This is a genomic window from Sphingobium fluminis, from assembly GCF_037723805.1.
GTDB lineage: Bacteria > Pseudomonadota > Alphaproteobacteria > Sphingomonadales > Sphingomonadaceae > Sphingobium.
This window is the reverse complement of sequence record NZ_JBBJUK010000001.1, coordinates 914,661-940,501: the sequence shown is the minus strand read 5'-3', so window position 1 is coordinate 940,501 and position 25,841 is coordinate 914,661. Positions and strand designations below refer to the sequence as shown.

Annotated in this window: 24 protein-coding genes; 5 read left to right on the top strand and 19 right to left on the bottom strand. The window is 63.4% G+C overall.

What is annotated here, in order from left to right:
* Nucleotide 1: 1 nt before the first annotated feature.
* The 9 genes from prsR to WG907_RS04800 all read right to left on the bottom strand — a co-directional run bounded on the left by prsR (nt 2) and on the right by WG907_RS04800 (nt 8,967).
* Entirely contained in the window at nt 2-1,366 is a 1,365-nt protein-coding gene (gene prsR / locus WG907_RS04840; protein ID WP_340231494.1) for a PEP-CTERM-box response regulator transcription factor, read from the bottom strand.
* A complete protein-coding gene (gene prsK, locus WG907_RS04835) occupies nt 1,366-3,459 on the bottom strand; it encodes an XrtA/PEP-CTERM system histidine kinase PrsK (RefSeq protein ID WP_340231493.1) in 2,094 nt (697 codons plus the stop codon). The genes prsR and prsK overlap by 1 nt, the downstream gene beginning before the upstream one ends.
* 7 nt (nt 3,460-3,466) lie before the next feature.
* Nucleotides 3,467-4,855 (bottom strand): TIGR03013 family XrtA/PEP-CTERM system glycosyltransferase, encoded by a 1,389-nt coding sequence (locus tag WG907_RS04830; protein WP_340231492.1) that lies wholly within the window; start codon nt 4,853-4,855, stop codon nt 3,467-3,469.
* Between the two features lie 190 nt (nt 4,856-5,045).
* The gene (locus WG907_RS04825) at nt 5,046-5,597 is read right to left on the bottom strand and encodes a pseudouridine synthase (protein WP_340231490.1); all 552 of its coding nucleotides are present in this window, start codon (nt 5,595-5,597) and stop codon (nt 5,046-5,048) included.
* Nucleotides 5,598-5,625: 28 nt separating this feature from the next.
* Nucleotides 5,626-6,777, bottom strand: coding sequence for a ribosomal protein uL16 3-hydroxylase (locus tag WG907_RS04820; protein ID WP_340231488.1), 1,152 nt, complete (start codon nt 6,775-6,777; stop codon nt 5,626-5,628).
* 121 nt (nt 6,778-6,898) lie between these two features.
* Nucleotides 6,899-7,159, bottom strand: a complete 261-nt coding sequence (locus WG907_RS04815; protein ID WP_340231486.1) for a hypothetical protein — start codon at nt 7,157-7,159, stop codon at nt 6,899-6,901.
* 55 nt (nt 7,160-7,214) lie between these two features.
* Nucleotides 7,215-7,862 carry a sigma-70 family RNA polymerase sigma factor gene (locus WG907_RS04810; RefSeq protein WP_340231484.1) on the bottom strand — a complete coding sequence of 216 codons (648 nt, stop codon included), beginning with the start codon at nt 7,860-7,862 and terminating at the stop codon, nt 7,215-7,217.
* A gap of 98 nt (nt 7,863-7,960) precedes the next feature.
* Entirely contained in the window at nt 7,961-8,092 is a 132-nt protein-coding gene (locus WG907_RS04805) for a hypothetical protein (protein WP_340231483.1), read from the bottom strand.
* Between the two features lie 80 nt (nt 8,093-8,172).
* The gene (locus tag WG907_RS04800) at nt 8,173-8,967 is read right to left on the bottom strand and encodes a response regulator (protein ID WP_340231838.1); all 795 of its coding nucleotides are present in this window, start codon (nt 8,965-8,967) and stop codon (nt 8,173-8,175) included.
* A 330-nt stretch (nt 8,968-9,297) separates the two neighbouring features.
* On the opposite strand from WG907_RS04800, the gene WG907_RS04795 reads away from it, so the two are divergent.
* Nucleotides 9,298-9,501: a NepR family anti-sigma factor gene (locus WG907_RS04795; protein ID WP_340231482.1), complete on the top strand. Its 204-nt coding sequence runs from the start codon at nt 9,298-9,300 to the stop codon at nt 9,499-9,501.
* A gap of 103 nt (nt 9,502-9,604) precedes the next feature.
* Complete coding sequence (locus WG907_RS04790) at nt 9,605-11,113, top strand: sensor histidine kinase (RefSeq protein ID WP_340231837.1); 1,509 nt, start codon at nt 9,605-9,607, stop codon at nt 11,111-11,113.
* Between the two features lie 5 nt (nt 11,114-11,118).
* On the opposite strand, the gene tgt is transcribed toward WG907_RS04790, so the two are convergent.
* Complete coding sequence (gene tgt / locus WG907_RS04785) at nt 11,119-12,249, bottom strand: tRNA guanosine(34) transglycosylase Tgt (protein ID WP_340231481.1); 1,131 nt, start codon at nt 12,247-12,249, stop codon at nt 11,119-11,121.
* Between the two features lie 61 nt (nt 12,250-12,310).
* On the bottom strand, nt 12,311-12,451 hold the full coding sequence (locus tag WG907_RS04780; RefSeq protein WP_340231479.1) for a hypothetical protein: 141 nt from the start codon (nt 12,449-12,451) through the stop codon (nt 12,311-12,313).
* Nucleotides 12,452-12,724: 273 nt separating this feature from the next.
* On the opposite strand from WG907_RS04780, the gene WG907_RS04775 reads away from it, so the two are divergent.
* Nucleotides 12,725-13,681 (top strand): crotonase/enoyl-CoA hydratase family protein, encoded by a 957-nt coding sequence (locus WG907_RS04775; protein ID WP_340231478.1) that lies wholly within the window; start codon nt 12,725-12,727, stop codon nt 13,679-13,681.
* Between the two features lie 39 nt (nt 13,682-13,720).
* On the opposite strand, the gene WG907_RS04770 is transcribed toward WG907_RS04775, so the two are convergent.
* Together WG907_RS04770 and WG907_RS04765 are read right to left on the bottom strand one after the other, a co-directional pair.
* Nucleotides 13,721-15,685 (bottom strand): putative bifunctional diguanylate cyclase/phosphodiesterase, encoded by a 1,965-nt coding sequence (locus WG907_RS04770; RefSeq protein WP_340231477.1) that lies wholly within the window; start codon nt 15,683-15,685, stop codon nt 13,721-13,723.
* 115 nt (nt 15,686-15,800) lie between these two features.
* Nucleotides 15,801-16,238, bottom strand: coding sequence for a MarR family winged helix-turn-helix transcriptional regulator (locus WG907_RS04765; RefSeq protein WP_340231476.1), 438 nt, complete (start codon nt 16,236-16,238; stop codon nt 15,801-15,803).
* Between the two features lie 60 nt (nt 16,239-16,298).
* Here WG907_RS04765 and WG907_RS04760 point away from each other — a divergent pair, with 60 nt between their 5' ends.
* Nucleotides 16,299-16,988 carry a GNAT family N-acetyltransferase gene (locus WG907_RS04760; protein WP_340231475.1) on the top strand — a complete coding sequence of 230 codons (690 nt, stop codon included), beginning with the start codon at nt 16,299-16,301 and terminating at the stop codon, nt 16,986-16,988.
* 216 nt (nt 16,989-17,204) lie between these two features.
* On the opposite strand, the gene groL is transcribed toward WG907_RS04760, so the two are convergent.
* Together groL and groES are read right to left on the bottom strand one after the other, a co-directional pair.
* The gene (gene groL, locus WG907_RS04755; RefSeq protein WP_340231474.1) at nt 17,205-18,851 is read right to left on the bottom strand and encodes a chaperonin GroEL; all 1,647 of its coding nucleotides are present in this window, start codon (nt 18,849-18,851) and stop codon (nt 17,205-17,207) included.
* Between the two features lie 46 nt (nt 18,852-18,897).
* Nucleotides 18,898-19,185 carry a co-chaperone GroES gene (gene groES, locus WG907_RS04750; protein WP_340231473.1) on the bottom strand — a complete coding sequence of 96 codons (288 nt, stop codon included), beginning with the start codon at nt 19,183-19,185 and terminating at the stop codon, nt 18,898-18,900.
* A 308-nt stretch (nt 19,186-19,493) separates the two neighbouring features.
* Between groES and yghU the strand changes: the two genes are divergently transcribed.
* On the top strand, nt 19,494-20,369 hold the full coding sequence (gene yghU, locus WG907_RS04745) for a glutathione-dependent disulfide-bond oxidoreductase (protein ID WP_340231472.1): 876 nt from the start codon (nt 19,494-19,496) through the stop codon (nt 20,367-20,369).
* A 15-nt stretch (nt 20,370-20,384) separates the two neighbouring features.
* Here yghU and ligA read toward each other — a convergent pair whose 3' ends face one another.
* The 4 genes from ligA to WG907_RS04725 all read right to left on the bottom strand — a co-directional run bounded on the left by ligA (nt 20,385) and on the right by WG907_RS04725 (nt 25,645).
* Nucleotides 20,385-22,520, bottom strand: coding sequence for an NAD-dependent DNA ligase LigA (gene ligA, locus WG907_RS04740; protein WP_340231471.1), 2,136 nt, complete (start codon nt 22,518-22,520; stop codon nt 20,385-20,387).
* An 86-nt stretch (nt 22,521-22,606) separates the two neighbouring features.
* Nucleotides 22,607-22,981, bottom strand: coding sequence for a putative quinol monooxygenase (locus WG907_RS04735; protein ID WP_340231835.1), 375 nt, complete (start codon nt 22,979-22,981; stop codon nt 22,607-22,609).
* 15 nt (nt 22,982-22,996) lie between these two features.
* Nucleotides 22,997-24,658: a DNA repair protein RecN gene (recN, locus tag WG907_RS04730; RefSeq protein WP_340231470.1), complete on the bottom strand. Its 1,662-nt coding sequence runs from the start codon at nt 24,656-24,658 to the stop codon at nt 22,997-22,999.
* Nucleotides 24,659-24,853: 195 nt separating this feature from the next.
* Nucleotides 24,854-25,645, bottom strand: a complete 792-nt coding sequence (locus WG907_RS04725) for an outer membrane protein assembly factor BamD (RefSeq protein WP_340231469.1) — start codon at nt 25,643-25,645, stop codon at nt 24,854-24,856.
* Nucleotides 25,646-25,841: the final 196 nt, after the last annotated feature.

The window sequence follows — 25,841 nt, the reverse complement described above, 5'->3', positions numbered from 1 at the left end:
CTCAGGCCTGCATTTCATATTGTTTGAGGAGGTCGTAGAGCGTCGGGCGGCTGATCCCCAGCATTTTGGCTGCGCCCGAGATATTGCCGCTGGTCCGCGCGATGGCCCGGCGGATCGCCCGACGATCGGCGATTTCGCGCGCGGCCTTGAGGTTGATGATGTCGGTCCCCTGCCCGCGCTCGTCATCGAGGTCGAGATCCGCCGCCGTGACATTCTTGCCATCGGCCATGATGACGGCGCGCTTGATCCTGTTTTCCAGCTCGCGGACATTGCCGGGCCAGCTCCAGCCGTCGAGCGCCGCCAGCGCATCGGGCGCCAGCCCCTTGACCTGCGGGTTCATATCGCGCGCGAAGCGGGTGAGGAAATGCCGGGCGAGCAAGGCGGGGTCGCCCGGACGGTCCTTGAGGGGGGGAATGCGTACGGTGATTTCGGCGAGACGGTAATAGAGATCCTCCCGGAAAGTCCCGGCTCCGATCATCTCCTCCAGATTTTGATGCGTCGCGCACACGATCCGCGTGTCAACCGGAATGGGCTGGCGACCGCCGATCCGTTCGATCAGCCGCTCCTGAAGGAAACGCAGCAATTTCACCTGCAAGGCCAGCGGGATATCGCCGACCTCGTCCAGAAACAGCGTGCCGCCCTGGGCCTGCTCGATCTTGCCCGGCGTGGTCCTGATCGCGCCGGTGAACGCGCCCTTTTCATGTCCGAACAGTTCTGATTCGAGCAGGGTTTCCGGGATAGCGGCGCAGTTGATCGCGACGAATGCACCATCGCGGCGGGGGCTGGCGTCGTGCACACCGCATGCCAGCAATTCCTTGCCGGTGCCGCTTGCCCCGAGCAACAGGACCGAGACATTCGCACTGGCGACTCGCTCGATCGTGCGGGCGACCTTCATCATCTCGGGCGCGCCGGTGATGATACGGCCCAGCACCCGGCCGTCCGGCGGCGCGGCTTCTGCGAGCCGCCTATTTTCCCGCTCCAGCGCATGGACATGAAAAGCGCGGCGGACGATGAGGCCCAGTTCGTCGATATCGACAGGCTTCTGGTAGAAGTCATAAGCGCCGCCGGCGATCGCATCGAGCGCGCTTTCCCGTGCCCCATGGCCTGACGCCACGATCACCTTCGTATCTGGCTTGATGCGCAAGATTTCGGCCAGCGTCGCGAAACCCTCGCCTGTGCCGTCCGGGTCCGGCGGCAGGCCCAGGTCCAGCGTGACGACATCGGGCGTCTCGACGCGCACCATGTCGATCGCCTCTTCGCGATCGCCCGCGATGAACAGTTGATAATCCTCATAGGCCCAGCGCAATTGCCGCTGAAGTCCCGGATCATCCTCGACGATCAGCAATTTGGGGCGCAAATCGCTCATCAGGCGGCCTTTCCCTGTCTGTCCGGCACAGTGGTGTGCGGCGCGAGCGGCAGGCGCAATGTGAAGCGGCTGCCCACGCCCGGCATACTTTCCACGTCGATCCGTCCCGCCATCGCGACGGCCAGCGACCGCGCCTCGAACGCGCCCACGCCAAAGCCGCCAGCCTTGCTCGACGAGAAGGGCTTGAACAGGTCGCGGCGAATGAACTCGGCGGTCATCCCGCGCCCCCGGTCGATGATTTCAACCAGCGCGCATTCGCCTTCCAGTGCCAGCCGAATCTCGACGGGCTGGTCCGGCGCGCTTGCGTCGATCGCATTCTGGACGAGGTGGGTGAGAATCTGTTCCACCCGCGAGGGATCGCCCATGGCGAGGGGGGCATGGCCGGTCACGTTCACCGGATGCTGCCGCGCCCGGCTGCGCGCGACGATCTGCGCCACCGCCTGCAGCGACATCGGACGCGGCTCTTCGGCCCGGCCCTTATTATGTTGCGACAGCCGCGCGAGCATGTCGTTCATCTTGCCGACCGACTCCTTGAGCGTCAGCACCATATCCGCCCGGAAATCGGGATTGTCGGCATGCCGCTCGGCATTGCGGGTGAGCAGCGATAGCTGGCTGACCAGATTCTTGACGTCATGGATGATGAAGGCGAAGCGGCGGTTGAACTCGTCGAAGCGCTGCGCGTCATCCAGCGCCTGCTGCCCCTGCGCCTCGCTGATATAGCTTGCGGCCTGCCGGCCGGCAGCGCGGAGCATGTCGAAATCCTCCCAGTCGAGGCGGCGGTCCACCAGCGGGCGAGCGAGCAATATCGCGCCGATCAGCTTGCCGAAATGGACAAGCGGCACCAGCGCCCAGGCGCGCGGCTCGGCGGCGATCCATTCCGGCAGGCGCATGGCGGTGGATCCTCGCGCACCGTCCGCTCTCGCCCCGTCGACATCGACGATCCACCCGCTCTGCTCCAGCGAAGCGACATCGGCAGCGGGGAGCAGTGCGGCATCGGGCAAATCGCCAGCCCAATTCCAAGGGGTTTCGAAGGCCAGATTATCCGCCTCATCACGCAGAAGCAGGATCGCGGCGGGCGAGTCGGTGATGTCGGCCACCGCCTTGGCAACGCGCTCGCCCAAGGGGGACGCGGCGTCGCGCGGACGGCCGATCGTTTCGCCAAAGCGCATCCATTCCAACCGGTAATCATAGCGATGCTGGAAGAAATGCTTGGCGACCTGTACCTTCCACAGCGCCCGCATCCTGGCCGAGGGCAGGAATACGAGCGCCACAACCGCCATGAGGAACACCGCGCCGATTTCGACGACGCGGGCATAAGGGCCGGCGATCATCTCGATGATCAGCGCGGCGGCCAGCAGCACAATGACGTACAGCGCGACAGCGACGATAGAGAGGGACTGAAACGTCAGCTTGCGCGACAGTTGCAACCGACCGGCGATATCCTTGCGCAGGCCAATCGCGATCACGGGCGCGACCAGCGCCATCAGCAGGCCGCGCAAAGCGTATAGCTCGCTGGCGCGACCGGGCGCGATATAGCCGATGGCGTAGAGGCAAAGATCGTATGTCCACATCGCCGCCAGCGCACCCAGCAGCAGCGCCACCCGAACCCGGTCGCGCGAGGGCCAGACGGTGTAGATATGATGGACGAGAACGAGGCTGCCGATCGCAGTCATCATCCGCAGCACCAGCGACACGGCGACCAGTGCATGATGAAGTTCGCTGGCAGGCGAAAGCTGACGCCAGACGAGGTCGGTGAAGGTCTGGAGCAGCAGCAGGCCGGCGACCGCGGCATAGACCGCGCCGATCGCCACGATGCGCCCGCTCCGCCCGGCAGGGCCACGCCGCAGCATGACGAAGATCAACAGCAGCCAGCCCGCGTTGCGGATACTCTCGCCAAGGCCGGACAAAGGCTTGGCGACCCCCCCAAAAGACACATAGAGCGCCCAGCAGGATGTCAGCAGCAGCGCGGCGGCAAGCAGGCGCGATTCGGCCGCTTCGTCGCGCCGGCGCAGCATGAATATGCCGAGCGCGGCGAACAGCACCGCCGCCAGCGCATGGCCCCAATCTCCTGTAAATTGCAGCAGCGCGCCCATCGGTGCCTCACCGCGCCCCGTCGGGCCACAGAATGACGCGCACCGTCTGGATCAGGATCAAAAGATCGAGGAACGGCGTATAATTTTTGGCGTAATAAAGATCATATTCCAGCTTGTTGCGGCTATCCTCGATCGACGCGCCGTACGGATAGTTGATCTGCGCCCAGCCGGTGATGCCGGGCTTTACCATATGCCGTTCGGCATAATAGCGCAGATGCTGTTCCAGATCCTCGACGAACTGGCGGCGCTCCGGGCGTGGCCCGACGAAGCTCATCTCGCCCTTCAGGACGGTCCAGGTCTGCGGCAGCTCGTCGATGCGCAGCTTGCGCAGCCACCAGCCGAGCCGCGTGACGCGCGGATCTTCCTTTTCCGCCCAGACCGCCTTGCCCGCCACTTCGGCGTCCTGCCGCATGGTGCGCAGCTTCACGATCCAGAACTCCTGGCCGAACAGGCCGACGCGCTGCTGGCGATAGAAAGCCGGCCCCTTGCTGTCGAGCTTGACCAGAAGCGCCGCGAGCAGGATGACCGGCCCCGTCAGCGCCAGCAGGATCGAACTGGCGGCGATGTCGAACAGCCGCTTGGCGATGCTCGACAGGCGGCGACCAGCGGAAAAACCGTCGGAAAAGATCAGCCAGCTCGGATTTACGCTGTCAAGGTCGACCCGGCCGGTCTCTCTTTCAAGGAAGGTCGACAGGTCGTTGACATGCACGCCCGTGGTCTTGATCCGCAGCAGATCGGACATGGGGATGGCGTTGCGCCGCTCCTCCAGCGCCAGCACGACCTCGCTCGCGTTCAGTCGCACCACGAAATCCGACATATTGTAGATCGCGCTGCGATTAATCGATTCCGCCACCACCTGCGGACCGTCGTTCATGGCGATATAGCCGACGACGAGGAAACCCGCGCCGCGTCTCTGTTCGAGATCGCGAATCCGGTTGGCCCGGTTTCCCGCGCCCAGTACCACCAGTCGGCGTTTGAAAGCCTCGCCCCCCAGCATCGAACCGAGCACGAGGCGAACAGCGAGCAACAGGACGATCGCCAGCCCCATCGCGTAGAGCGAATTGGAGCGCCATAAGGTGATGCCGGGCGCGAGGAAATACATGAGCGACAGGAAGATCACGCCCAGCGAAATCGCGACGAGCAGACGCGCCAGCGCGAAGCGGATCGATTGCAACGATTCCGGGCCATAGACGCCGACCGCGATCATGGCCGTCTGGATCGCGAAGGCGAAGCTCAAAAGCGGGCCGAACCGCGTCGACACATGATCGACATCCATGCCGATCTGGTGGGCGCGCACTATCCAGCCGCCTTCTGCGGCACACAGCAACAGCGCCAGATCCAGCAGCCCGAGCAGGAGCACGGCATGCGGCACATAATGTTTGAACAGCCTAATCATCGTCTAGCGCTCGTCCCGGTGGCCGCGCGTTCGCGCAGGGGCCTTGGCCGGACGAGTCTTACACTTGGGTGTAAGCAAATCCGACAGTGGCAAGACCCTGCCTGAAAATGGCAAAGAAAGTCTGAACAAGGCTGCAAGCTGCGCCTTCCTCCGGCGGAAAGGGCAGAGGCAGGCCGCCGGCGCGATGACCTCAATCGATCGTCGCATCCAGCCAGTGGCCGGGCGCGATATCGTCGATCGTCCAGTCGCCGATACGCCATCGCACCAGCCGCAACGTCGGGAAACCGGCCGCCGCCGTCATCCGCCGCACCTGCCGATTGCGCCCTTCACGGATGGTTATCCGGAGCCAGCAATCGGGGACGCTTTGGCGAAACCGCACGGGCGGATCGCGTGGCCACAGGTCGGGCGCCGCGATCCGTTTGACCTCGGCTGGCAAGGTCATGCCATCCTTTAGCCGCAGGCCCCGGCGCAATGGGTCGAGATCGGTTTCCTGTGGGTCGCCCTCCACTTGCACCAGATAGGTTTTGGGCGTCTTGAACCGAGGATCGGCGATCCGCGCCTGAAGCCGGCCATCGTCGGTGAGAAGCAGCAACCCCTCGCTGTCGGTGTCGAGGCGACCGGCAGGATAGACGCGCGGCACCGCGATGAAATCCGCCAGGGTAGGCCGCGGCGGTCCCGTGCGTTCATCGGTGAACTGGCACAATGTCCCATAGGGCTTGTTAAACAGGATCAGCCGCGACATCGCATCGTGCCTTTCTGCCCGCTGCCGGTCACGCCTCTTCCTCGAGCGCGAGACTGCCCTGATTGATCAACGCGACGATCAGCGTCATCGCCGCGTGCGAGGCAAGATCGTCGGGGTGAGCGCAGCACTGCGCCTGCGCGCACAGCCTTTCCGCCAAGGCCGCTATTTCGCCCGAGCAATCGAAACATTCGCCATCGACGAACAGCGCCACGCTTTTTTCATCCTGCCGGTAAAAGGAGAAGCGGCTGGCAGGGTTGCGGCATAATATCGCGCCCGCGTCCAACGCATCCCGCACGTCCTCAAGATCCACCGGCTCCTCGGGCGTCCAGTCCATGTCGGGATATTTGGGCGCGCTGTTATAGGCGCCGAACCATCGGGCAAAGCCTTCGCGATCCTGCAACGCCTCCGTCACCATGGCGTGAAGCCGATCGAGCGCCGCCCTGGATATTTCGCCGGCATTGTCCTGCCGCTGCAAATCCGGGTCGACATAGCGATCGTCAGCCGACGCCTGTTCGACCAGCGAGGCGCTCCACCCTTCGATCAGGTCGCCGCGCGATGGCGCGCGAAAGCCGATCGAATAGGTCATGCAGCCATCGCCGATCGCAATGCCGTCATGGGCCACGCGCGGCGGCACATAGAGAATATCGCCGGGTTCCAGCACCCAGTCCTGTGTCGCCTCGAAATGCGTGAGCAGACGGACATCCTCATTGGACGCCAGTGGCGTGGAAGCGTCGCACGCGCCGCCCAGTCGCCAGCGACGACGGCCTGCGCCCTGAAGCAGAAACACATCATATTGATCGAAATGCGGCCCGACGCCACCACCATCGACCGCGAAGCTGACCATCACATCATCGATCCGCCAATCGGGAATGAAGCGGAAGGGCGCAATCAAGGCGGCCACTTCGGGCACATGCTGATCGACGGCCTGCACCAGCAGCGTCCACGGATTCTTGCCAGTCCTTTGCAGTCGCGCCTCCGCCAGCGGTCCATGTTCGACCGCCCAGCGATCCCGCTTGCGGGTGATGAGCCGGGCCTCGACCTCCTCCTCGCACGCCAGCCACGCCAGTTCGTCGCCCTCGATCGGGTTGACCCACTCGACCCATGGATTTCGGATGAGCAGGGGCTTTTTCTGCCAATAGTCACGCAGAAAGCCGTCGATATCGAAATTCTGAAACTGCATGGCTACTCGCGAATGAAGATATCGGTTCGGGGCAATTCAGCATCCGGACCCATATGCTGCGCCGGGGACCCCGATCATCACCGCCATGATCATTTCAGCGGTGGCTGTCAAAGCAACCAGCCTATTTGTCCTTGCGCAGGGAATTGGCAGCATCCTTGGCGGCGTCGCCCACCTTCTTCGCTGCGTCGTCAAGCGAGCCTGCCGCCTTCGTCACGGCATCCGCCCGCCGGTCATCGCGCCGGTCGTTGGTCAGGTAGAAAAACCCGATCGCGAGCAAAAGCGCCAGCGCGACGATCACGAAGATCACCCCGCTCCCCTTGTGGGCATCATATACGGGCTCGGGACTGGGCGGCGGCTCGCTCCGGATCGGGTCCTCGCGCATGATCAAACTCCTTTGATCATCCAACGGCCAGCGAGGATCGACGTTCCGCCGCCGGTCAGGCGGTGCCAGGCCCGCGTCCCCGGCTTAGGCGGTCGACATCGTCCATGATCTCATCCAGCACGGCCGTATCGGTCGTTACCTGACTGCGCCGTGACGGCAGTTCGCCATTTTCCAATATATGTTCCAGCGCCGCGCGACCGCGCGCGACCCGGCTCTTGATCGTGCCGACCGCGACGCCGCAAATTTCAGCGGCCTCTTCATAGGCGAACCCGCCCGCGCCCACCAGGATGAGCGCTTCCCGCTGTGGCTGGGGCAGTTGAAGCAGCGCGCGTTGCATGTCGGACAGTTCGACATGCTTGTCCTGCCCGGCCGGCGCCGCCAGCAGGCGATCGGCCGTCAGATCGTCCCATTCGCCACGGAAGCGCGACCGCCGCATCTGCGAGAGATAATGGTTGCGCAGGATGATGAAGGTCCAGGCACGCATGTTGGTGCCCGCCTGGAATCGGGCTCTCGCCGCCCATGCCTTGAGCAGCGTTTCCTGCACCAGATCGTCGGCAAGGTCCCGGCTGCCCGAAAGCGAACGGCCAAAGGCGCGCAGATGCGGAATGACCGCAGCCAGTTCGCGCTTGAAATCGGAATCGGACAGCGCTTCGCGCTGCTCCGCAGGCTCGACCTGATTATCCATCGGAATTGCCCCCGTCATGTCCTTCGCCGGCGCCGTATGGACCGCAGTCGTCAAAACCATAAGCGCGCTCGAACCCTATATCGTTTGTTGCCAGGGACACATTCCAATGAAACCAGTCACCGCCATATCACGAGCATCATGGCGATGATCGCGAGCGTCAGCGAAATGCCGAGCACATAGCGTACTATATGCGGGGTCGACCCGGCGCGAGCGTCATTCGTCGGAATATGCAATTCATGGTCGGCCATGGCGAATCTCCCGATCGTTACGGTTGACAAACGCAAGGCCGACCCAGGGGTTCCGCTTTATTATCGCGACATAGCGAGTGTCACGCCGGAGCGGTCGCCTCATCGAAGAACAGCGCCTGCGATATCGCGGCCTTGACCGTCGAGCGCTGGAACGGCTTCGTGATGAGGAATGTGGGCTCGGGCCGTTCGCCGGTCAGCAACCGCTCGGGGAAAGCCGTGATGAAGATGACCGGCACGGAATATTCGGCAAGGATATCCTTCACAGCGTCGATACCGCTCGAATCATCGGCCAGTTGGATGTCGGCGAGCACTAGGCCGGGACGTTCGGCCATCGCCTCGCGTACGGCATCTTCCCGCGTCACGGCGATCGCCGTGACTTCATGGCCAAGGTCGCGGACGATCGTTTCGATATCCATCGCAATGATCGGCTCATCCTCGATGATCAGTACCTTGGCGCGGGTCTGCGCTTCGATCTCGCTCAGCGCTTCTGCGACCAGCGAGTCCACATCGGCGGGCTCCAGCCCGATCAGATAGCCCACATCTTCGATCGTGAACCCTTCAAGCGCGGTCAGAAGCAGCGCTTGACGCGGCAGCGGCGTCAGGCGAGCCAGACGCGCCTGCGCGATCGCCTCCTGCCCGCCGGCATCGTCGAACAGCGGTACGTCATCGACATGCGAAGACGACCAGATGGCGTGGAATATCTTATACAGCCCCAAGCGCGGGTCGACATCGGCGGGAAATTCCTCCGGCGCGGCGACGATCGCTTCCAGCGTGGCGCGGACATAAGCATCACCATGCGTCTGGCTTCCCGTCAAAGCGCGGGCATAGCGGCGCAGGAAAGGAAGATGGGGGTGTAATTGTTGTCCAAGCGACATCGTCAAGTCTTCTCCCTGGCCCGTACATAGAGCCTTAAAATCCCGAAACACCGGCATGGCGGCGAAGATGGATCGACGATGCCCCCATGGCAAGCCCCATCACCAATTCCCCCAAACCATATGCGGCATAAAAAATGCTCGGATGGGGGAACCATCCACACGACAATTTGTTTCACAGCGGTTCCGTTTTTTGGAATTTCACGGCCCATCAAGTATCGCGCAACTGCGGCGAGATTGACGTCACGCCGCCAAAAGGCGAGAGATACGTAGTGTACGACTATTGGGCTAAATGAGGGGCTGGTTTTGGTTTCTTCGAAAACGCGACCGGAAGTGACGGAAGGGGGCAATAACGCCGATGCAAACGCCTCTGACAAGGGTTTGAAAGCCGCCGCGCCTGTTCGCAGAAAACGCGCTGCGGCGGGTGCGTCGCAGGATGACGGACACGTCGCGCAGGTGTTGCGCACGGTGTATCAACGCGCCGTGGCCGAAGATATTCCTTCTGAAATGCTCGATCTTCTCAGCAAGCTCGACTGACCCCGTCATGCTCGGGGGCAGCCATATCAAGGCAGCCCAGGAGGGGCCGTCCCAGTCCATCGTCGAGACGTTGAATCTGCTGTTCCGTTCGACCGGCGTCAAGATGTTCCTGATTTTGACGCTCGCGCTGCTGCCGCTCGGGCTGATCGCGCTGGTCGCCTCGCTTCAGGCGATCCAGAGCGCCGACCTGGAAAAAGAAGCGCTTTTGCGCGTAGCCGTTACTCAAAGCGCACGCAAACTGACAGCCGATATCGCGTCGGATCGAAGCGCCATGGGAATCGCGGTCGACGAAATAGCCGCTGGTGCGCCCGCAGCGGTAACATGCGCGCGGCTCAGTCAATTCCTGTCCTCGCGCGATCGCGAGGGCGGCCGCTTCTATATTTATGATAGCGCCGGCGCGCGGCTGTGCGGTTCCCCTGCGCCGGAACCGGCAGGAGTCCGCCCCGCCGCGCGCTTGTCAGGCTCTTCTGCCGAACTGCTTCCCGCCTCGGGCTTTCTCCTCACGCGCATTGTCAGCCATGACAAGCGGATTGTGGCGCTCAACTATTATTCGCGCAGACATCTGGAAAGCGTCGCCGATCCGGCCACCGCGCTCCAAAATCGTCAGCTTTCGCTGCGCCAGAGGGGCACGCATTTGATGGTCAGCCGGCCGTCCGTCCTGATCGATGGCGATAGCAACAGTCTGTCCGCCCGGCTCGACCCGCCCGACATTCTGCTGACGATGACGATCCGCGATCCGCCGGCGACCCTCGCTCGCCTGCTTTCGTTGTTCCTGCCCCTCGTGATGTGGTTCGCCGCCGCGGCGATCGGCTGGTTCGTGGTCAACCGCCTGCTCATCCAGCCGCTGGTAGCCCTTCGCCGCACCGTCGCCGCCTATCATCCCGGCGAAGTGCTGGAACCGTTGCGACGGATGCGAACCCCGGCGCTGGAAATTGCCGCGCTCGGCGAAACATTCCGCGAGATCAGCGAGGATGTCGCTACCCATGAGGCGGAGATGGCGGCGGCGCTCGATACCCAGCGCAAGCTCACCCGCGAGGTGCATCATCGCGTCAAGAACAACCTTCAGATCATCGCCAGCCTCATCAACCTCCATTCGCGGTCCGCCCATGATTCAGAGGCGGTCGAGGCCTATGGGTCGATCCAGCGCCGGGTCGACGCGCTGTCCGTGGTCCATCGTAATCATTTCGCCGAGCTGGAGGAAAATCGCGGCGTCGGCGTTCGCCCGCTGATCAGCGAATTGTCGGCAAGCCTGCGCAGCACCGCGCCTGCCGAAGCGCGCCGGTTCGGCATTCAGCTCGACAGCGACAATCTGCATATCAGTCAGGATGTCGCCGTGCCGGTCGCTTTCCTGCTGACCGAACTGGTGGAACTCGCCATGCTGTCCGATCCACATGCGTCAATGCGCATCTCCGTCCATCAGACGCCGGATATGGCAAATCGGGCGATCTTGCGCGTCGTTTCGTCGGCACTTGCCGCATCCGACGACATGACAGGTCGGCTTGAGGATCGATACGGCCGGGTGCTGACCGGCCTTTCGCGCCAGTTGCGCGCGCCGCTCGATCATGAGCCGGAGACCGGTAGCTACAGCATCGCGATTACGGTCGTGCCCTGACCCGCTCAGGCGCGCTGATAGTCACGCCGAAAATCGGCGGCGAAGGCAGCGAACCGTTGCTCGACGATACTCGTGCGAATGGCCAGCATCAGGTCCTGATAGAAATGGATATTATGCTGGGTCATCAGCATCGCGCCCAGCATTTCCCCCGCCCGCACTAGGTGATGGAGATAGGCGCGGCTCCAGGTCGCACATACCGGACAACCGCAACGCGGGTCGAGCGGGGCCTGATCCTCCGCAAATCGGGCGTTGCGAATATTGAGCGGCCCGGCCGAGGTGAACGCCTGCCCATTGCGGCCCGAACGCGTCGGCAGCACGCAATCGAACATGTCGATGCCGCGTTCGACCGCACCGACGATATCGTCGGGCTTGCCCACGCCCATCAGATAGCGGGGGCGATCGACCGGCAGCATGTCTGGTGCGAAATCGAGCGTGGCGAACATCGCCGCCTGCCCCTCGCCCACGGCCAGTCCACCCACGGCATAACCATCGAAGCCGATCTCGATCAGCCTTTCCGCCGATTCCCGCCGCAACCCTTCGTCCAGCGACCCCTGCTGAATGCCGAACAGCGCCGCCCGGTGAGCATGATCGCCACCCGCATCGAACGCCTCCCGCGAGCGCCGGGCCCAGCGCATCGATCGCTCCATCGAACGCCCGGCCTCGTCATGCGTGCAGCCATTTTTGGTGCATTCGTCGAACGCCATGACGATATCGCTGTCAAGCAGCCGCTGGATTTCCATCGACCGCTCGGGGCTCAGCATATGCTTGGACCCGTCGATATGGCTGGAAAAGGCGACGCCCTGTTCGCTGATCCTGGTTAGCGCGGACAGGCTCATCACCTGATAGCCGCCGCTGTCGGTCAGGATCGGCCGGTCCCAGGCCATGAAGCCATGCAAACCGCCAAGGCGCGCCATCCGCTCAGCGCCCGGCCGCAACATCAGATGATAGGTGTTGCCAAGAATGATATCCGCACCCGACGCGCGGACTTCGGCCGGGCGCATCGCCTTGACGGTGGCCGCAGTGCCGACCGGCATGAAGGCAGGGGTACGGATGTCCCCCCGGCGCATCGCGATCGTGCCGGTGCGAGCCTTGCCGTCCGTGGCGGCGATGGAAAAGGAGAAACGGGGTGCGGTCACGCTGCGCGCTCTAAAAGCGATTAGCCTGCCGCACAAGCGTTCAGGGGGCGCGCGGGTCGGGTCAGCCCAGCCGGCGCACATCCTCGAACAACGCCATCGCGTCGATGCGAAACCCGTTTATCCGACGATAGCGACCGACAAAGCGGAGGCAGTCCGCAGACATCGCCAGTGGCCACGCGCCGCCGTCTGCCGCCTGCAACATCAGAGTGACTCGTTTAGAAACAGGGCGATAGGGCTGCATGGGCGGATACATAATTAATAAAGATTAACAAAGCCCTGAGGCGGTAGTTTAATATCGAGCAAAAGGACGGGTTGTTGCATAATCGTCACGATGCAGCGATTTCCATGCGGTTTTCGAGCATCATAATCGCCACAGTCTTACGAAAAATAGTTAACAATGCCCTTCTTTCCGGGACGAAGATTGCATCGGCATCGCAAGACTGTTTTCCTGCATACGATAAAGCGGGGATATGCAATGATCGATTCAGGCCGGTTTCACGGCACAAGGGACGAAGCGGAAGCCGTGTCGTCACCGCCGCTGTCGGACGCCGATGGAGGGTTCTCCATCGCCGCGACGCAAGCTGCACTGGCAAGCGAGCTTGGCCATTCGACCCTGTTCGACCTTGGCCAGATCGACGTCAGCTGGGACGCTGCGGCGAGCACGCTCTGGGCGTTCATGACGCCCGAAGATCGCCCGAATTATAATCTGCGCATGCTACGCGACATTCGCAGCTGGCAAACCGAAGCCAAACGCATGTTCGATCGCGGTGACCTGCCGCTCAAATATATGGTGCTGGGATCGCGCTTTCCCGGGGTGTTCAACCTCGGCGGCGATCTGGAGCTGTTCGCGGCCTGCATCGAACGGGGGGACCTGCCGGGCCTCGTGCGCTATGGTCATTCGTGCATCGACGTCGTGCACCGGGCGTGGCGCAATGCCGAAATGCCGGTCGTGTCCATTGCCCTGGCGCAGGGAGACGCGCTGGGCGGCGGGTTCGAGGCATTGCTGTGCTTCGATATCGTGATCGCTGAAAAGGGCGCGCGCTTCGGCCTGCCCGAAATGCTGTTCGGCCTGTTTCCGGGCATGGGCGCCTATTCGATCCTGTCCCGTAAACTTGGGCGTCAGATGGCCGAACGCATGATCCTGTCCGGCAAAGTCTATAACGCCGAGGAAATGTTCGACATGGGGGTCGTCACCATATTGGCGGAACAGGGCGAAGGCGAGCAGGCGGTGCGCAACTATATCGCCGCCAACAGCGCGCGTCATGCCGGCCATGTCGGCGTGTTCCAGGCGGGCCGGCGGGTCGATCCGCTCGACTATCAGGAACTGGTCGACATCGTCGAAAATTGGGCCGAAACCGCGTTGAAGCTCAACCCCAAGGATTTGCGGATGATGCGGCGGTTGGCGTCGGCGCAAACGCGGCTGCATCTCTAGGATCGGCTGCCCGACGGACCGCGCGCCGGCGCTTCGGGCTCAGGCGATGTCCCGCTGGGGCTCGCGCATGGCCGCCATCATTTCCAGCAGGGCATCGGCCGGGATCGGTCGGCTCAGCACGAAGCCCTGCACATTGGTGAAGCCGGTCTCGCGCGCATAATTAAGCTGTTCCTGGGTCTCGATTCCTTCCGCCACGGTTTCAACATCGAGCGCGCGGGCCAGATAGGCGACCGACTGGGCGATCGCCCGGTCGCGAGGATTCTGCCCGACCCCGCGAATGAAACTCTGGTCGACCTTGATCGTATCGAAGCTGTAGTCCCGCAGATAGGAAAGACTGGAATAACCGGTGCCGAAGTCGTCGAGCGCCAGCCGGAGGCCGATGCGTTGCAGTTCGGACAGGATGATGCTCGTTCGGCCGCTATCTTCCAGGAAGATCGATTCGGTGACTTCCAGCTCCAGCCGACGCGCCTTGAGCCCGGAATCCAGGAGAGCGCCGATGACTGCGCGCGGCAAGCCATCGGTCTTGATCAGCGCGGGCGAAATATTGACGGCGACGCGAATATCGTCGTCCCATTCCATGGCGTCGCGGCAGGCACGGCCCAGTGCCCACGCGGTCATCGGCTCGATCAGCACGCTGCTTTCGGCGATCGGGATGAATTCGGCCGGCGATATGCGGCCAAGCGTGGGATGTTCCCACCGCATCAATGCCTCGCACAGCGCGATCTTGCCAGTGACAGTGTCGAAAATGGGCTGATAATGCAGCACCAGTTCGTCATTCGCCAACGCATTGCGCAGGCCCATTTCCAGCTCATATGTGCGGTTTTGCCGCTCTTTCATCGACCAGCTGAAGCGAGCATGGCGATTGCGGCCCGCATGTTTGGCCTTGTAGAGCGCCATGTCGGCATGCTGGAGCAACTCGTCGCTATCGCGGCCGTCTTCGGGCGCCACGGCGATACCCATCGAGGCGGTCACGGTCAGATGATAGCCGCTGACTTCGAAATCATGGGCGAACTCGCCCATGACGTCGATCGCGATCTGCTCGGCGACCACCGGGCCCGCATCCGGGCAGATCAGGATGAATTCATCGCCGCCAAAGCGCGCAACATGGCCACGGCCGTCCAGCGCGCGTGAAAGCCGTTCGGCGACCGTGCACAAAAGCTGGTCGCCGATGATATGGCCGAGCGAATCGTTGATCTCCTTGAAGCGGTCGAGGTCCATCCAGAACACTGCCATCGGATCGTCCTCGGTCCATCGCTGTTCCGACAATTCGCGCAGCCGCATTTGCATCGCCATGCGGTTTTCGACCCCGGTCAGGCTGTCAAAGCGGGCCAGCCGCTCGAACTTGGTGGCGAGCTGCGATTTTTCATATTTACCCTGCAACGCTTCGACGACGATACGGTGGGTGGTGCGCGTGATTTCCGCCATGGCGAAGATCATCAGGAACAGCATCGCGGCCAGCACCTGATAGCCGAGCCCCCCGGCGACAACGAGGCCAAGGACGGTGGGCAGCAGAGCAAGGCAGGTCTGGCCGATAGCTATTTGCACACGACCGGCGTTGCGGCCGGAAATGCCGCCGGTATAGGCGGCGACCAGACAAACGCTCAATATGTGCAGCGACGCGTCGCGGGTGAGCAACAGCGTGGTAAAGGCCAGCAGCCCGAGCAGCGCGGAATAGCCCCAGGCTCCCAGTTCATAGGCGAGACCCCATAGTTGCTGGCCTGTGGCTTCCTGATGCGCATATTGGCGCTGGAAGTAGCCGGCGGCAATCGATCGGCTGACCGCGACGACGCATATCAGGATCGCGATCGTCGTGATCGCCGGCTGCGCCGCATTATAGGCGACGACCATGCTGAGCGCACCGCCCGCAACCGCGCCGATCATCAGCGAAGCGGGCGATGCGTAAAGGGATTTGACGAGACTTCCCCGCACCTCCGCGCTCTGCTGAGCATCAGGCGCAAGGCGCGCGCGCAAAATTGCGCTCCAGTGGCGAAGGAAGCGTGACACGTTACGCAATCTTGGCCGAACATGATTTCTATTTGGTAAATTGCGGGTTTTACAAGATGCGCGCGGACGGCCAGCACACAGGCTCAGCCCGTGGAACGCATGAGACGTCGCCGCCTCAGCCGCGATCGACCGGATCGCCCAGCAAGGTGCGGACGCGGGCGAGCGCCGCCACGAGATCGGCCCGCTCATCCTGGTCGAGCCCGGCGATGCGCGCCTCCATGTCCGCCCGCGTTCGCCGGTCGAGCGCGTCGAAAAAGCGGCGTCCCTCCCGCGTCAGGCAGATAGGCCGCTGCCGCGCGTCCATGCCTCGCCCCCGGATGATCCACCCTCTTTTCTCGAATGAGGCCAGCATCCGGCTGGTATGGCCCGCGTCCAGATCGAGCCGCGCGCGCAGTGCGCTGGCCAGCACGCCATCGGGCGCCTGCGCAATCTCATACAACAGCCGGGCGGCGGTGACGCCCACGCCGCTCTGCATATAGCTGGGCTGAAGCACGCCCGCAAAACCGGTGTGGAAGCGATTGAATGCGCGCAGGGCGGCGACAGCGTCGGTCATGTTGCAACAGGCCCTAACCGATGATAGTTGCTGTCGTCAACTAATCAGGACGCTGGGATTATGCATGCTCTCGATCGCCCCGTCTGGAATGCCTTGTCGACGGGTTGGGCGTCTCTGGCGGAGGGAGGCCAGGATGCTCTGCGCCTCGATCCCCGCTATGGGCCGTTCGCCGCGACGGTCGATGACAGCGTGAGGAGCGCCACGGCGCTCGCTGGCCTTTTGCCAGAACAGGGCGAGCTTTGGCTCGTGACCGATAGCCCCCTGCCAGCGCCGCCCAACGCGGCACTCGTACGAACCGCGGCGCTGGCGCAGATGGTCGCAGACCGTCTTACACCCTCGGCCGCCGGAGCGGTGGATCATATCGTCCTGACCGAGGCGGATGCGCCCGAGATGCACGCGCTGGCGACGCTCACCAGACCGGGGCCCTTTTACGCCCTGACGCATCGCCTCGGCCGCTTCATCGGGGTGCGGCGGGAAGGGCGGCTGGTCGCCATGGCGGGCGAGCGGATGCGCTTGCCCGGCTTCGCCGAGGTCAGCGGGGTCTGCACACATCCCGACCATCGCGGCCGGGGCTATGCCGGCCGGCTGATGCGCATCGTCGCGGGCGCAATGCTCGATCGCGGCGAAACACCATTCCTGCACGCCTATGCCAGTAACCACGCCGCCATAGCCCTATATGAGACGCTGGGGTTCATGGTCAGGCGGGAGATGACGATGGCGGTGCTGAAGCGGCCTGATAAGGGAGGCTAAGCCCTAACGGCACGACATAATGAGGAAGTGGCTCCTGCCATATGTTCCCCCGGAAAGCCGGCGAATATCAGCGGGTTGCGTATAAATCTAAAACAAGCCCGACGACAAAAAGGGCCGGGGGATCGCTCCACCAGCCCTTCTGTTTCGTCAGGAAAGCAGGACTGTTCCTCACGATCGAACCGCAGGCGAGGCTGACCCCGCCTGCGAACGATCGCTTTAGAAGTCCATGCCGCCCATGCCGCCCATGCCGCCACCGGGCATGCCCATTGGCGCCTTGTCGTCGGCGGGCAGTTCGGCGATCGCCGATTCCGTCGTAATCAGCAGGCCAGCCACCGAGGCGGCGTCCTGAAGCGCGGCGCGAACCACCTTGGTCGGGTCGATGACGCCAGCTTCCACGAGGTTCTCGTAGACGTCGGTCGCGGCGTTGAAGCCCTTGGTCTCGTCATTTTCGCGCAGCAAATTGCCGGCAACCACGGCGCCGTCGACACCAGCATTCTGGGCGATCTGACGCAGCGGCGCTTCGATCGCCTTGCGGATGATGTCGATACCACGGGTCTGGTCGTCGTTCGCACCCTTGAGGCCTTCGAGAGCCTTGGTTGCGTACAGCAAAGCCGTACCACCACCGGGAACGATGCCTTCTTCAACCGCAGCGCGGGTCGCGTGGAGAGCGTCGTCGACGCGGTCCTTGCGCTCCTTGACTTCGACTTCCGAAGCGCCGCCGACCTTGATGACGGCAACGCCGCCAGCAAGCTTGGCCAGACGTTCTTGGAGCTTTTCCTTGTCATAGTCCGAGGTGGTGTTCTCGATCTGCTGACGGATCTGCTCGGTACGGCCCTTGATCGAGTCATGGTCGCCAGCGCCATCGACGATGACGGTGTTGTCCTTGTCGATGGTAACGCGCTTGGCGGTGCCGAGCATCGCGAGCGTGACATTCTCGAGCTTGATGCCGAGGTCTTCCGAGATCACTTCGCCCTTGGTGAGGACAGCGATATCTTCCAGCATCGCCTTGCGACGATCGCCGAAACCGGGTGCCTTGACCGCAGCGACCTTAAGGCCGCCACGCAGCTTGTTGACGACCAGGGTCGCCAGCGCTTCGCCTTCGATATCTTCGGCGATGATCAGCAGGGGACGACCCGACTGAACGACCGCTTCGAGGATCGGCAGGATCGACTGAAGGTTGCTGAGCTTCTTTTCGTGGATCAGAATATACGGATCAGCCAGCTCTACAGCCATCTTTTCCGGATTCGTCACGAAGTAAGGCGACAGATAGCCACGGTCGAACTGCATGCCTTCGACGACGTCGAGTTCGAACTCGAGACCCTTGGCTTCCTCGACGGTGATCACGCCTTCCTTGCCGACGCGCTCCATCGCTTCTGCGATCTTCTCACCGACGACGGTGTCGCCATTGGCCGAAATGATACCGACCTGAGCGATTTCCTTCGTGCCCGAAACGGGTTTCGAACGCGCCTTGAGGTCCTCGACGACCTTGACGACGGCGAGGTCGATGCCGCGCTTCAGATCCATCGGGTTCATGCCGGCAGCGACCGACTTCATGCCTTCGCGAACGATGGCTTGCGCCAGTACGGTCGCGGTGGTGGTGCCGTCACCGGCGATGTCGTTGGTCTTGGAAGCGACTTCGCGGACCATCTGCGCGCCCATATTCTCGAACTTGTCCTTAAGTTCGATTTCCTTGGCGACGCTGACGCCGTCCTTGGTGATGCGGGGGGCGCCGAAGCTCTTGTCGATGACGACGTTGCGGCCCTTGGGACCCAACGTCACCTTGACCGCGTCGGCCAGGATGTCGACGCCGCGCAGGATGCGCTCACGGGCGTCGCGGGAGAATTTTACGTCTTTTGCAGCCATGGGTAAAAACCTCTTTTTTGCAAATTAAGGGAAAAGAAATCGGGTCTCAGGCAACGATGCCGAGAATGTCCGATTCCTTCATGATGAGTAGGTCCTGGCCATCGACCTTGACCTCGGTGCCCGACCATTTGCCGAACAGGATGCGGTCGCCGGCCTTGACGTCGAGCGGCGTAACCTTGCCGTCTTCGGCCTTCGAGCCGGAACCGACGGAGACGATTTCGCCTTCCTGCGGCTTTTCCTGGGCGGTGTCGGGGATGATGATTCCACCGGCTGTCTTCGCTTCCGCTTCGATACGGCGGACGAGAACACGGTCGTGCAACGGACGAAATGCCATGTTGATGCCTTTCCCTTCAGATTGGGGAGCAGGAAAGCCGATGGCGGCAGGATGCCCTGCGAATCGCCCTCGGCCCGGTCCGTCTCCCGATGAACTTGCGTCTGTTAGCACTCCTCTAACAGGAGTGCCAGCGCCGCCTCATATGGCTAGGCCGATCGGCGGGTCAAGAGCCTGGCAGCGCCTTTTTGTCGCAGGGGCGCCGGCGCGTCGAATGATTTGGGGCAGACGACCTTCGGAACGCGGCCAACGCCTTGCCGCCATCGGTGGCGCATCCTATTTCTCTCGCGTAACGTCCCGAAAGGCCAAGCATGACCGATAGCGCTTATACCCCACCCCGCGTCTGGACCTGGGACAAGGATGGCGGCGGGCCTTTCGCCAACATCAACCGTCCGATCGCCGGGCCGACGCACGACAAGGACCTGCCCGTCGGCAAGCATCCGATCCAGCTCTACTCGCTCGCCTCGCCCAACGGCCAGAAGGTCAGCATCATGCTGGAGGAATTGCTGGCGGCAGGGCATGCGGGTGCGGAATATGACGCCTGGCTGATCCGCATCAACGAGGGCGACCAGTTCGGCAGCGGCTTCGTTTCGGCCAACCCCAACAGCAAGATACCGGCGCTGGTGGATCATAGCGTCTCGCCGCCTCAGCGCGTGTTCGAGTCCGGTTCGATCCTCGTTTATCTTGCGGAAAAATTCGGCGCGTTTCTGCCGACCGAACCCGGCGCGAGGGCAGAAACCCTGTCCTGGCTGTTCTGGCAGATGGCGGCGACACCGCTGCTTGGCGGTGGCTTTGGCCATTTCTATGCTTATGCGCCGGAAAAATGGCAGTATCCGATCGACCGATATGCCATGGAAGCGAAGCGTCAGCTCGACGTGCTCGACCGTCAGCTTGCGAACAGCGACTATATCGCCGGCAGCGATTATTCGATCGCTGATATCGCGATCTGGACCTGGTATGGTGGTGGGCTCATCCTGAACAATGTCTATGAAGCGGCCGAGTTTCTCGACGTGAAGAGCTACAAGAACGTCGTGCGCTGGGCCGAGCAGATCGCCACCCGCCCCGCCGTCAAGCGCGGCCGCATCGTCAACAAGGCGTTCGGCCCGCTGGAAGAGCAATTGCACGAGCGCCACGACGCGGGCGACTTCGACACGCGCACACAGGACAAGCTGGAAAGCGCGGCCTGAACCGGAAGGCGGCGGCTACCCTGCCGCCTTCACAATCTCCGCCCAGGCGGCCTCGTCGATCACCGCAATGCCAAGCGCGGCCGCCTGTTTCAGTTTGGAGCCCGCGCCCGGCCCTGCCACGACCAGGTCGGTCTTCGCGCTGACCGATCCCGCCGCCTTCGCGCCCAGTCGTTCGGCCTGCGCCTTGGCCTCGTCACGGCTCATGGTTTCCAGCTTGCCGGTGAACACCACGGTCTTGCCCGTCACTTCGCTGGCCTGCGTTTCGACCATATAGTCCGGCGGCGACGCTTCGCGCAGCAGATCTTCCCACGCCTCGACATTATGCGGTTCATGGAAGAAGTCGGCCAGCGCATGGCCGACCGCCGCGCCGACATTTTCGACCCCGATCCTTTCGGCGATCGCTTTGTCCAGACGATTGCGGAAACGCTGCGGTTCCTCACCTTCGAGCGGCACCGCTGCATCACGCAGGGCGATGATATCTTGTGCGAGTGCCCTGATACCGCCGAAATTCACATAGCGTTTGAGCAGGTCACGCGCCGTCACCGCGCCGACATGGCGAATGCCAAGGCCAAACAGCAGCCGCCCGCCATCGGGCGCGCGCTTTGCCTCGATCGCGGCGAGCAGATTGTCGACCGACTTTTCCTTCCACCCCTCGCGCGTCAGCAAGGCGGCGCGGTGGCTGGCGAGCCGGAAGATATCCGCCGGCTCCCTGATCCAGCCGAGGTCGAGAAATTCCTGGATCGTCTTTTCGCCCAGCCCCTCGATATCTAGCGCGCCCCGGCTGACGAAATGACGCAGCCGCTCGAACCTCTGCGCGGCGCAGATCAGGCCACCGGTGCAGCGGATATCGACCTCCCCCTCCTCGCGCACCGCTTCCGATCCGCAGACCGGGCAATGATCGGGATAGGCGAAGGGCGCACGCGGTTTGTCGCGGGTCAGATTATCCACCACCTGCGGGATGACATCGCCCGCGCGCTGGACGACGACGCGGTCGCCAAGGCGCACGCCGAGCCGCGCAATCTCGTCGGCATTGTGCAACGTCACGTTCGACACGACGACGCCGCCCACGGTCACGGGGGTCAACCGCCCCACCGGCGTCAGCTTGCCGGTGCGGCCGACCTGAATGTCGATCGCTTCCAGCGTCGTCTGTGCGCGTTCGGCCGGAAATTTATGCGCAATGGCCCAGCGCGGCGCCTTGGCCACGAAACCCAGCCGCTGCTGCCAGTCGAGCCGGTCGACCTTGTAGACGACGCCGTCGATATCGAAAGGCAGCTCGGCGCGCACAGCCTCGATCTCCCGATAATGCGCGATCAGCGCATCCAGCGTTTCAACGCGGGTCAGCAATTTTGACACGGGCAGGCCCCAATCCGCGATCGCCTGCATCACGCAAAGCTGGGTATCGGCAGGCACGTCCGAATGCGCGCCCCAGCCATGGGCCAGAAAACGCAAGGGCCGGCTGGCGGTGACGGCTGGGTCCTTCTGCCGCAAGGAACCGGCGGCTGCGTTGCGCGGATTGGCGAACTGGCGCGCCTTTTCCGGCTCATCGGCTTCGGCCAGCAGACGTGCATTGAGCGCCGCAAACGCGTCCTTGGCCATATAGACCTCGCCGCGTACCTCGAACAGGTCGGGCACGTCGTCGCCCGCCAGCCGTTGCGGAATGTCGCTAATGGTCCGCACATTGGCGGTCACATCCTCTCCGGTCGCGCCGTCGCCGCGCGTCGCCGCAAGCACCAGTTCGCCCTTCTCGTAGCGGAGCGAACAGGAGAGGCCGTCGATCTTCGGCTCTGCGGTCAACGCAACCGGGGCATCCTCAGCCAGCGCGAGAAACCGGCGCACCCGCGCGAGAAACTCGGCGATGTCCTCATCGGCAAAGCCATTGTCGAGGCTCATCATCCGCTGAGCATGGGCGACCTTTTTGAGCGCGGATGTGGACGCCGCGCCGACCAGCGCATTGGGTGAGTCAGCGCGGACGAGGTGAGGAAACACCGCCTCCAGCGCGCCATTTTCGCGGATCAGCGCGTCATAGTCCGCGTCACTGATCTCCGGCGCATCCTGATCATGATAGAGCCGGTTGTGGCGGGCAATTTCTTTTGCCAGCCGCATGAGGCGGTTGGCGGCTTCGGCTTCCGTCAGTTTGGTAGGGTCGGTCATGGGATTGCTGTAGCGAAGCCCAGGCCGACCAGAAAGGCCGCTATTGACCGCCCGGCTGGGGAGGGTCGATTTTCACGACGTGGGTTTCAAACCCCGGCCACCGGCACCGTCTCGAAATGCTGCGGGAAGCCGGCGATGATCGGACGCGCCTTGGCGATGGCGGCGCGCACGGCGGGCAGTTTGAGCGAGGCGGCGTGGCTTTCCTTGCTGTCCCAGATTTCGGTGATCCAGATCGCGTCCGCATTGGCAGTGTCCAGCGCCACGATATAGGACAGGCAACCGGGCATCGCGCCGGTGGCATCCGTCAGAATGGCAACCAGTTCGTCGCGCTTGCCGGGCGCGCTCAGCATCTGGCCGATCAAACCGTACCGGGGCCTCCCCTCCTGCGCAGCGGCGGAAATGCTGCTGGCGGCGAGCGCAGCGGCGGTGAGCCCGAGCATGTCTCTCCGGTTATGAGTCATCATTGACCTTCCCTCTCACGCCTCGAGCAACCGTTCCGCCTGCGCCCGTGCCTCGGCGGTGATCTCCGCGCCCGACAGCATGCGAGCGATTTCCTCGCGCCGTTCGCTCTCGCTCAACGCATGCACGCCGGTGCGCGCCACGGTCCCGTCGCTCGCCTTGGCGATCAGCATATGCCCCGCGCCGCGCGCCGCGACCTGGGGGCTGTGCGTGACGACGAGGATCTGGTTGGTCCGCGCCAGCCGCGCGAGCCGCTCGCCGATGGCGGACGCGACAGCGCCGCCCACGCCCCGGTCGATTTCGTCGAAGATCAGCGAATCGGCCCCGCCCTGCTCCGCCAGCGCCACCTTGAGCGCCAGGATGAAGCGCGACAATTCGCCGCCGCTCGCGATCTTGACGAGCGGCGCGAAGGGCGCGCCGGGGTTGGTCGAAATCTCGAACTCCACCCGGTCCATGCCCTGCGGTCCCCACTGCGCCTCGTCCAGCGGCACGACCGCGGTGCGAAACCGGGCCGCGTCCAGCTTGAGCGGCGCAAGTTCGCCAGCCACAGCCGCGTCCAGCTTGCCCGCCGCCGACTGCCGTTCGGCCGACAACGCCTGTGCCGCCCTGCGATAGGTGGCCGCTTTCACCGCCACCTCTGCGTCCAGCGCGGCGATATGCTCTTCCCCGCCCTCGATCGCCGCCAGCCTTGCCGCCATGTCGTCCCGCAGCGTGGCCAGATCGTCGGCCTGCACCTGATGCTTGCGCGCAAGGCCGCGCAGGTCGAACAGCCGGGTCTCGATCCGGTCGAGCCGCGCGGGATCGAAACTGAGCGCATCGGCCGCCTCGGCCAGCCGGTCCTCCGCCTCGCCCGCCTCCACCACGGCGCGATCCAGCGCCTCCAGCGCCTGCGCCAGCGGCTCATATTCGGATGCGATGCGGTCCAGCCGCCGCGCCGCCTGACGCAGTTGCGCCAGGCCGCCGTCCGATCCGGTCAGACATTGGGTCACGGCGGTCAGATCATCGGTCAGGCGCGCGCCCTTCTGCATCGTCGCCCGCTCCTCCGCCAGCACCGCCTCTTCGCCCGGCTCCGGTCCGAACTGGGCCAGTTCCTCCACGACATGCGCGAGGTAATCGCGATCCCGCGCCGCCGTCTCCACCGTCGCGCGCGCCTCGGCCAGCGCGGCCGCCGCCGCCCGCCACGCGGCATGGGCCGCCCCGACTCCACTCGCGTGGCATCGCCCATAGGCGTCGAGCAAGGCTCGGTGGCCGCGCGGATTGAGCAGGCCCCTGTCGTCATGCTGTCCGTGGATCTCGACCAGCGAACCGCCCAGTTCGCGCAGCAACGCGGCCGAGCAGGGCTGATCATTGATGAAGGCGCGGCTTCCTCCATCGGCCTTGAGCGACCGGCGGATGATGAGCGGCTCGCCCGGCTCGATATCGATCGCATTGGCGGCGAGTACGGCGATGGCGCGATGCCCCGCTGCCGGCGCATCGAACGTCGCGGTGACGCTTGCCTGTGCTTCCCCGCTACGCACGAGGCCATTGTCGGCGCGGGCACCAAGCGCCAGTCCCAGAGAGTCGAGCAGGATGGACTTACCGGCCCCGGTCTCGCCCGTCAGCACGCTAAGGCCCGGCCCGAATTCCAGATCCAGCGCCTCGATCAGGACGATATTGCGGATCGAGAGGGCGGTCAGCATGACGCGCTTCTACCCCCAAATAGACAAAAGGGGAACATATAGTGGCTCATGGCCGCACGCCGCTCTCCGGCCGTTCGACTGGCTGCGGCAGTGGCTCGGGATAAAGGACAGCAAAGGCTGAAGGCCGGGGTCCGGCCCCGGTCGCGCCTGGGCCCCGGCCTTCGCCGGGGAACAGGTCATCGGACATGATAGGCGTTACGCCGGGCTGCCGCCATGTTGGCGGATCAGCTTGAACGAGCGCTCATACCATTCCGAACCCGGATAGTTAGCGCCGAGCACGGCCGCTGCTTTCCTGGCCTCTTCGGGGATGCCAAGAGAGAGATAGCTTTCGACCAGCCGCTCCAGCGCTTCGGGCGTGTGCGTGGTGGTCTGATATTTGTCGATCACGATACGGAAGCGCAGCGTGGCAGCAAGCCATTGCCCGCGACGCTGGTAAAATCGGCCTACTTCCATCTCCTTGCCGGCGAGATGGTCGTTGACCAGATCCACTTTCAAACGGGCATCGGCGGCATAGCGCGTCTCGGGATAGCGGCGAATCAGCTCGCCCAGCGCATCCAGCGATTGCTGCGTGATCTTCTGATCGCGCGTGACGTCCGCAATCTGCTCATAATAGCACAATGCAACGAGATAATAGGCGTAGGGCGCGTCCTTGTTACCGGTATGGATCGACAGGAAGCGCTGCGCCGCCGCGATCGATTCATTATAATCGCGGTTCATATAATAGCTGAACGCCGACATCAGCTGAGCGCGACGCGCCCATGGCGAATAGGGATGCTGGCGTTCCACCTCGTCGAACAGGGCAGCCGCCAGCTTATACTGGCCACGGTCGAGCCGGGATTTTCCACTATTATACAGAGTGGAAACATCACGTGCGACATATTGCGTGTCGGACTTGTTCTTCGAAGTCGCGCAACCCGTCAGCACAGGGGCGGCAAGCAGGACCAGGGCGGTGGCCGCGCCGACGCGCGTGATGGTTTTCGTGAGCATGGGCCGGGTCATAGCCGAGCGGATCGCCCTCGCCAAGCGTCAGAATGCGAGGTCGGGAAAGAGCGTCCTTATGAACGTCTCGATTAGGGCATTGCGCATTAAGTAAGCCGTTCGCCCCGAGCGAAGTCCGAAGCGCTCGGTCGGAATGGATGAGAGCTGATCCCGATCCAACCCGCGATGCTCTCAACGTCGTTCC

Coding starts and splice junctions, on each gene's coding strand:
- prsR (WP_340231494.1), bottom strand. CDS start 1,366: ATGAGCGATTTGCGCCCCAAATTGCTGATCGTCGAGGATGATCCGGGA.
- prsK (WP_340231493.1), bottom strand. CDS start 3,459: ATGGGCGCGCTGCTGCAATTTACAGGAGATTGGGGCCATGCGCTGGCG.
- WG907_RS04830 (WP_340231492.1), bottom strand. CDS start 4,855: ATGATTAGGCTGTTCAAACATTATGTGCCGCATGCCGTGCTCCTGCTC.
- WG907_RS04825 (WP_340231490.1), bottom strand. CDS start 5,597: ATGTCGCGGCTGATCCTGTTTAACAAGCCCTATGGGACATTGTGCCAG.
- WG907_RS04820 (WP_340231488.1), bottom strand. CDS start 6,777: ATGCAGTTTCAGAATTTCGATATCGACGGCTTTCTGCGTGACTATTGG.
- WG907_RS04815 (WP_340231486.1), bottom strand. CDS start 7,159: ATGCGCGAGGACCCGATCCGGAGCGAGCCGCCGCCCAGTCCCGAGCCC.
- WG907_RS04810 (WP_340231484.1), bottom strand. CDS start 7,862: ATGACGGGGGCAATTCCGATGGATAATCAGGTCGAGCCTGCGGAGCAG.
- WG907_RS04805 (WP_340231483.1), bottom strand. CDS start 8,092: ATGGCCGACCATGAATTGCATATTCCGACGAATGACGCTCGCGCCGGG.
- WG907_RS04800 (WP_340231838.1), bottom strand. CDS start 8,967: ATGTCGCTTGGACAACAATTACACCCCCATCTTCCTTTCCTGCGCCGC.
- WG907_RS04790 (WP_340231837.1), top strand. CDS start 9,605: ATGTTCCTGATTTTGACGCTCGCGCTGCTGCCGCTCGGGCTGATCGCG.
- WG907_RS04780 (WP_340231479.1), bottom strand. CDS start 12,451: ATGTTGCAGGCGGCAGACGGCGGCGCGTGGCCACTGGCGATGTCTGCG.
- WG907_RS04775 (WP_340231478.1), top strand. CDS start 12,725: ATGATCGATTCAGGCCGGTTTCACGGCACAAGGGACGAAGCGGAAGCC.
- WG907_RS04765 (WP_340231476.1), bottom strand. CDS start 16,238: ATGACCGACGCTGTCGCCGCCCTGCGCGCATTCAATCGCTTCCACACC.
- WG907_RS04760 (WP_340231475.1), top strand. CDS start 16,299: ATGCATGCTCTCGATCGCCCCGTCTGGAATGCCTTGTCGACGGGTTGG.
- groL (WP_340231474.1), bottom strand. CDS start 18,851: ATGGCTGCAAAAGACGTAAAATTCTCCCGCGACGCCCGTGAGCGCATC.
- groES (WP_340231473.1), bottom strand. CDS start 19,185: ATGGCATTTCGTCCGTTGCACGACCGTGTTCTCGTCCGCCGTATCGAA.
- yghU (WP_340231472.1), top strand. CDS start 19,494: ATGACCGATAGCGCTTATACCCCACCCCGCGTCTGGACCTGGGACAAG.
- ligA (WP_340231471.1), bottom strand. CDS start 22,520: ATGACCGACCCTACCAAACTGACGGAAGCCGAAGCCGCCAACCGCCTC.
- WG907_RS04735 (WP_340231835.1), bottom strand. CDS start 22,981: ATGACTCATAACCGGAGAGACATGCTCGGGCTCACCGCCGCTGCGCTC.
- recN (WP_340231470.1), bottom strand. CDS start 24,658: ATGCTGACCGCCCTCTCGATCCGCAATATCGTCCTGATCGAGGCGCTG.
- WG907_RS04725 (WP_340231469.1), bottom strand. CDS start 25,645: ATGCTCACGAAAACCATCACGCGCGTCGGCGCGGCCACCGCCCTGGTC.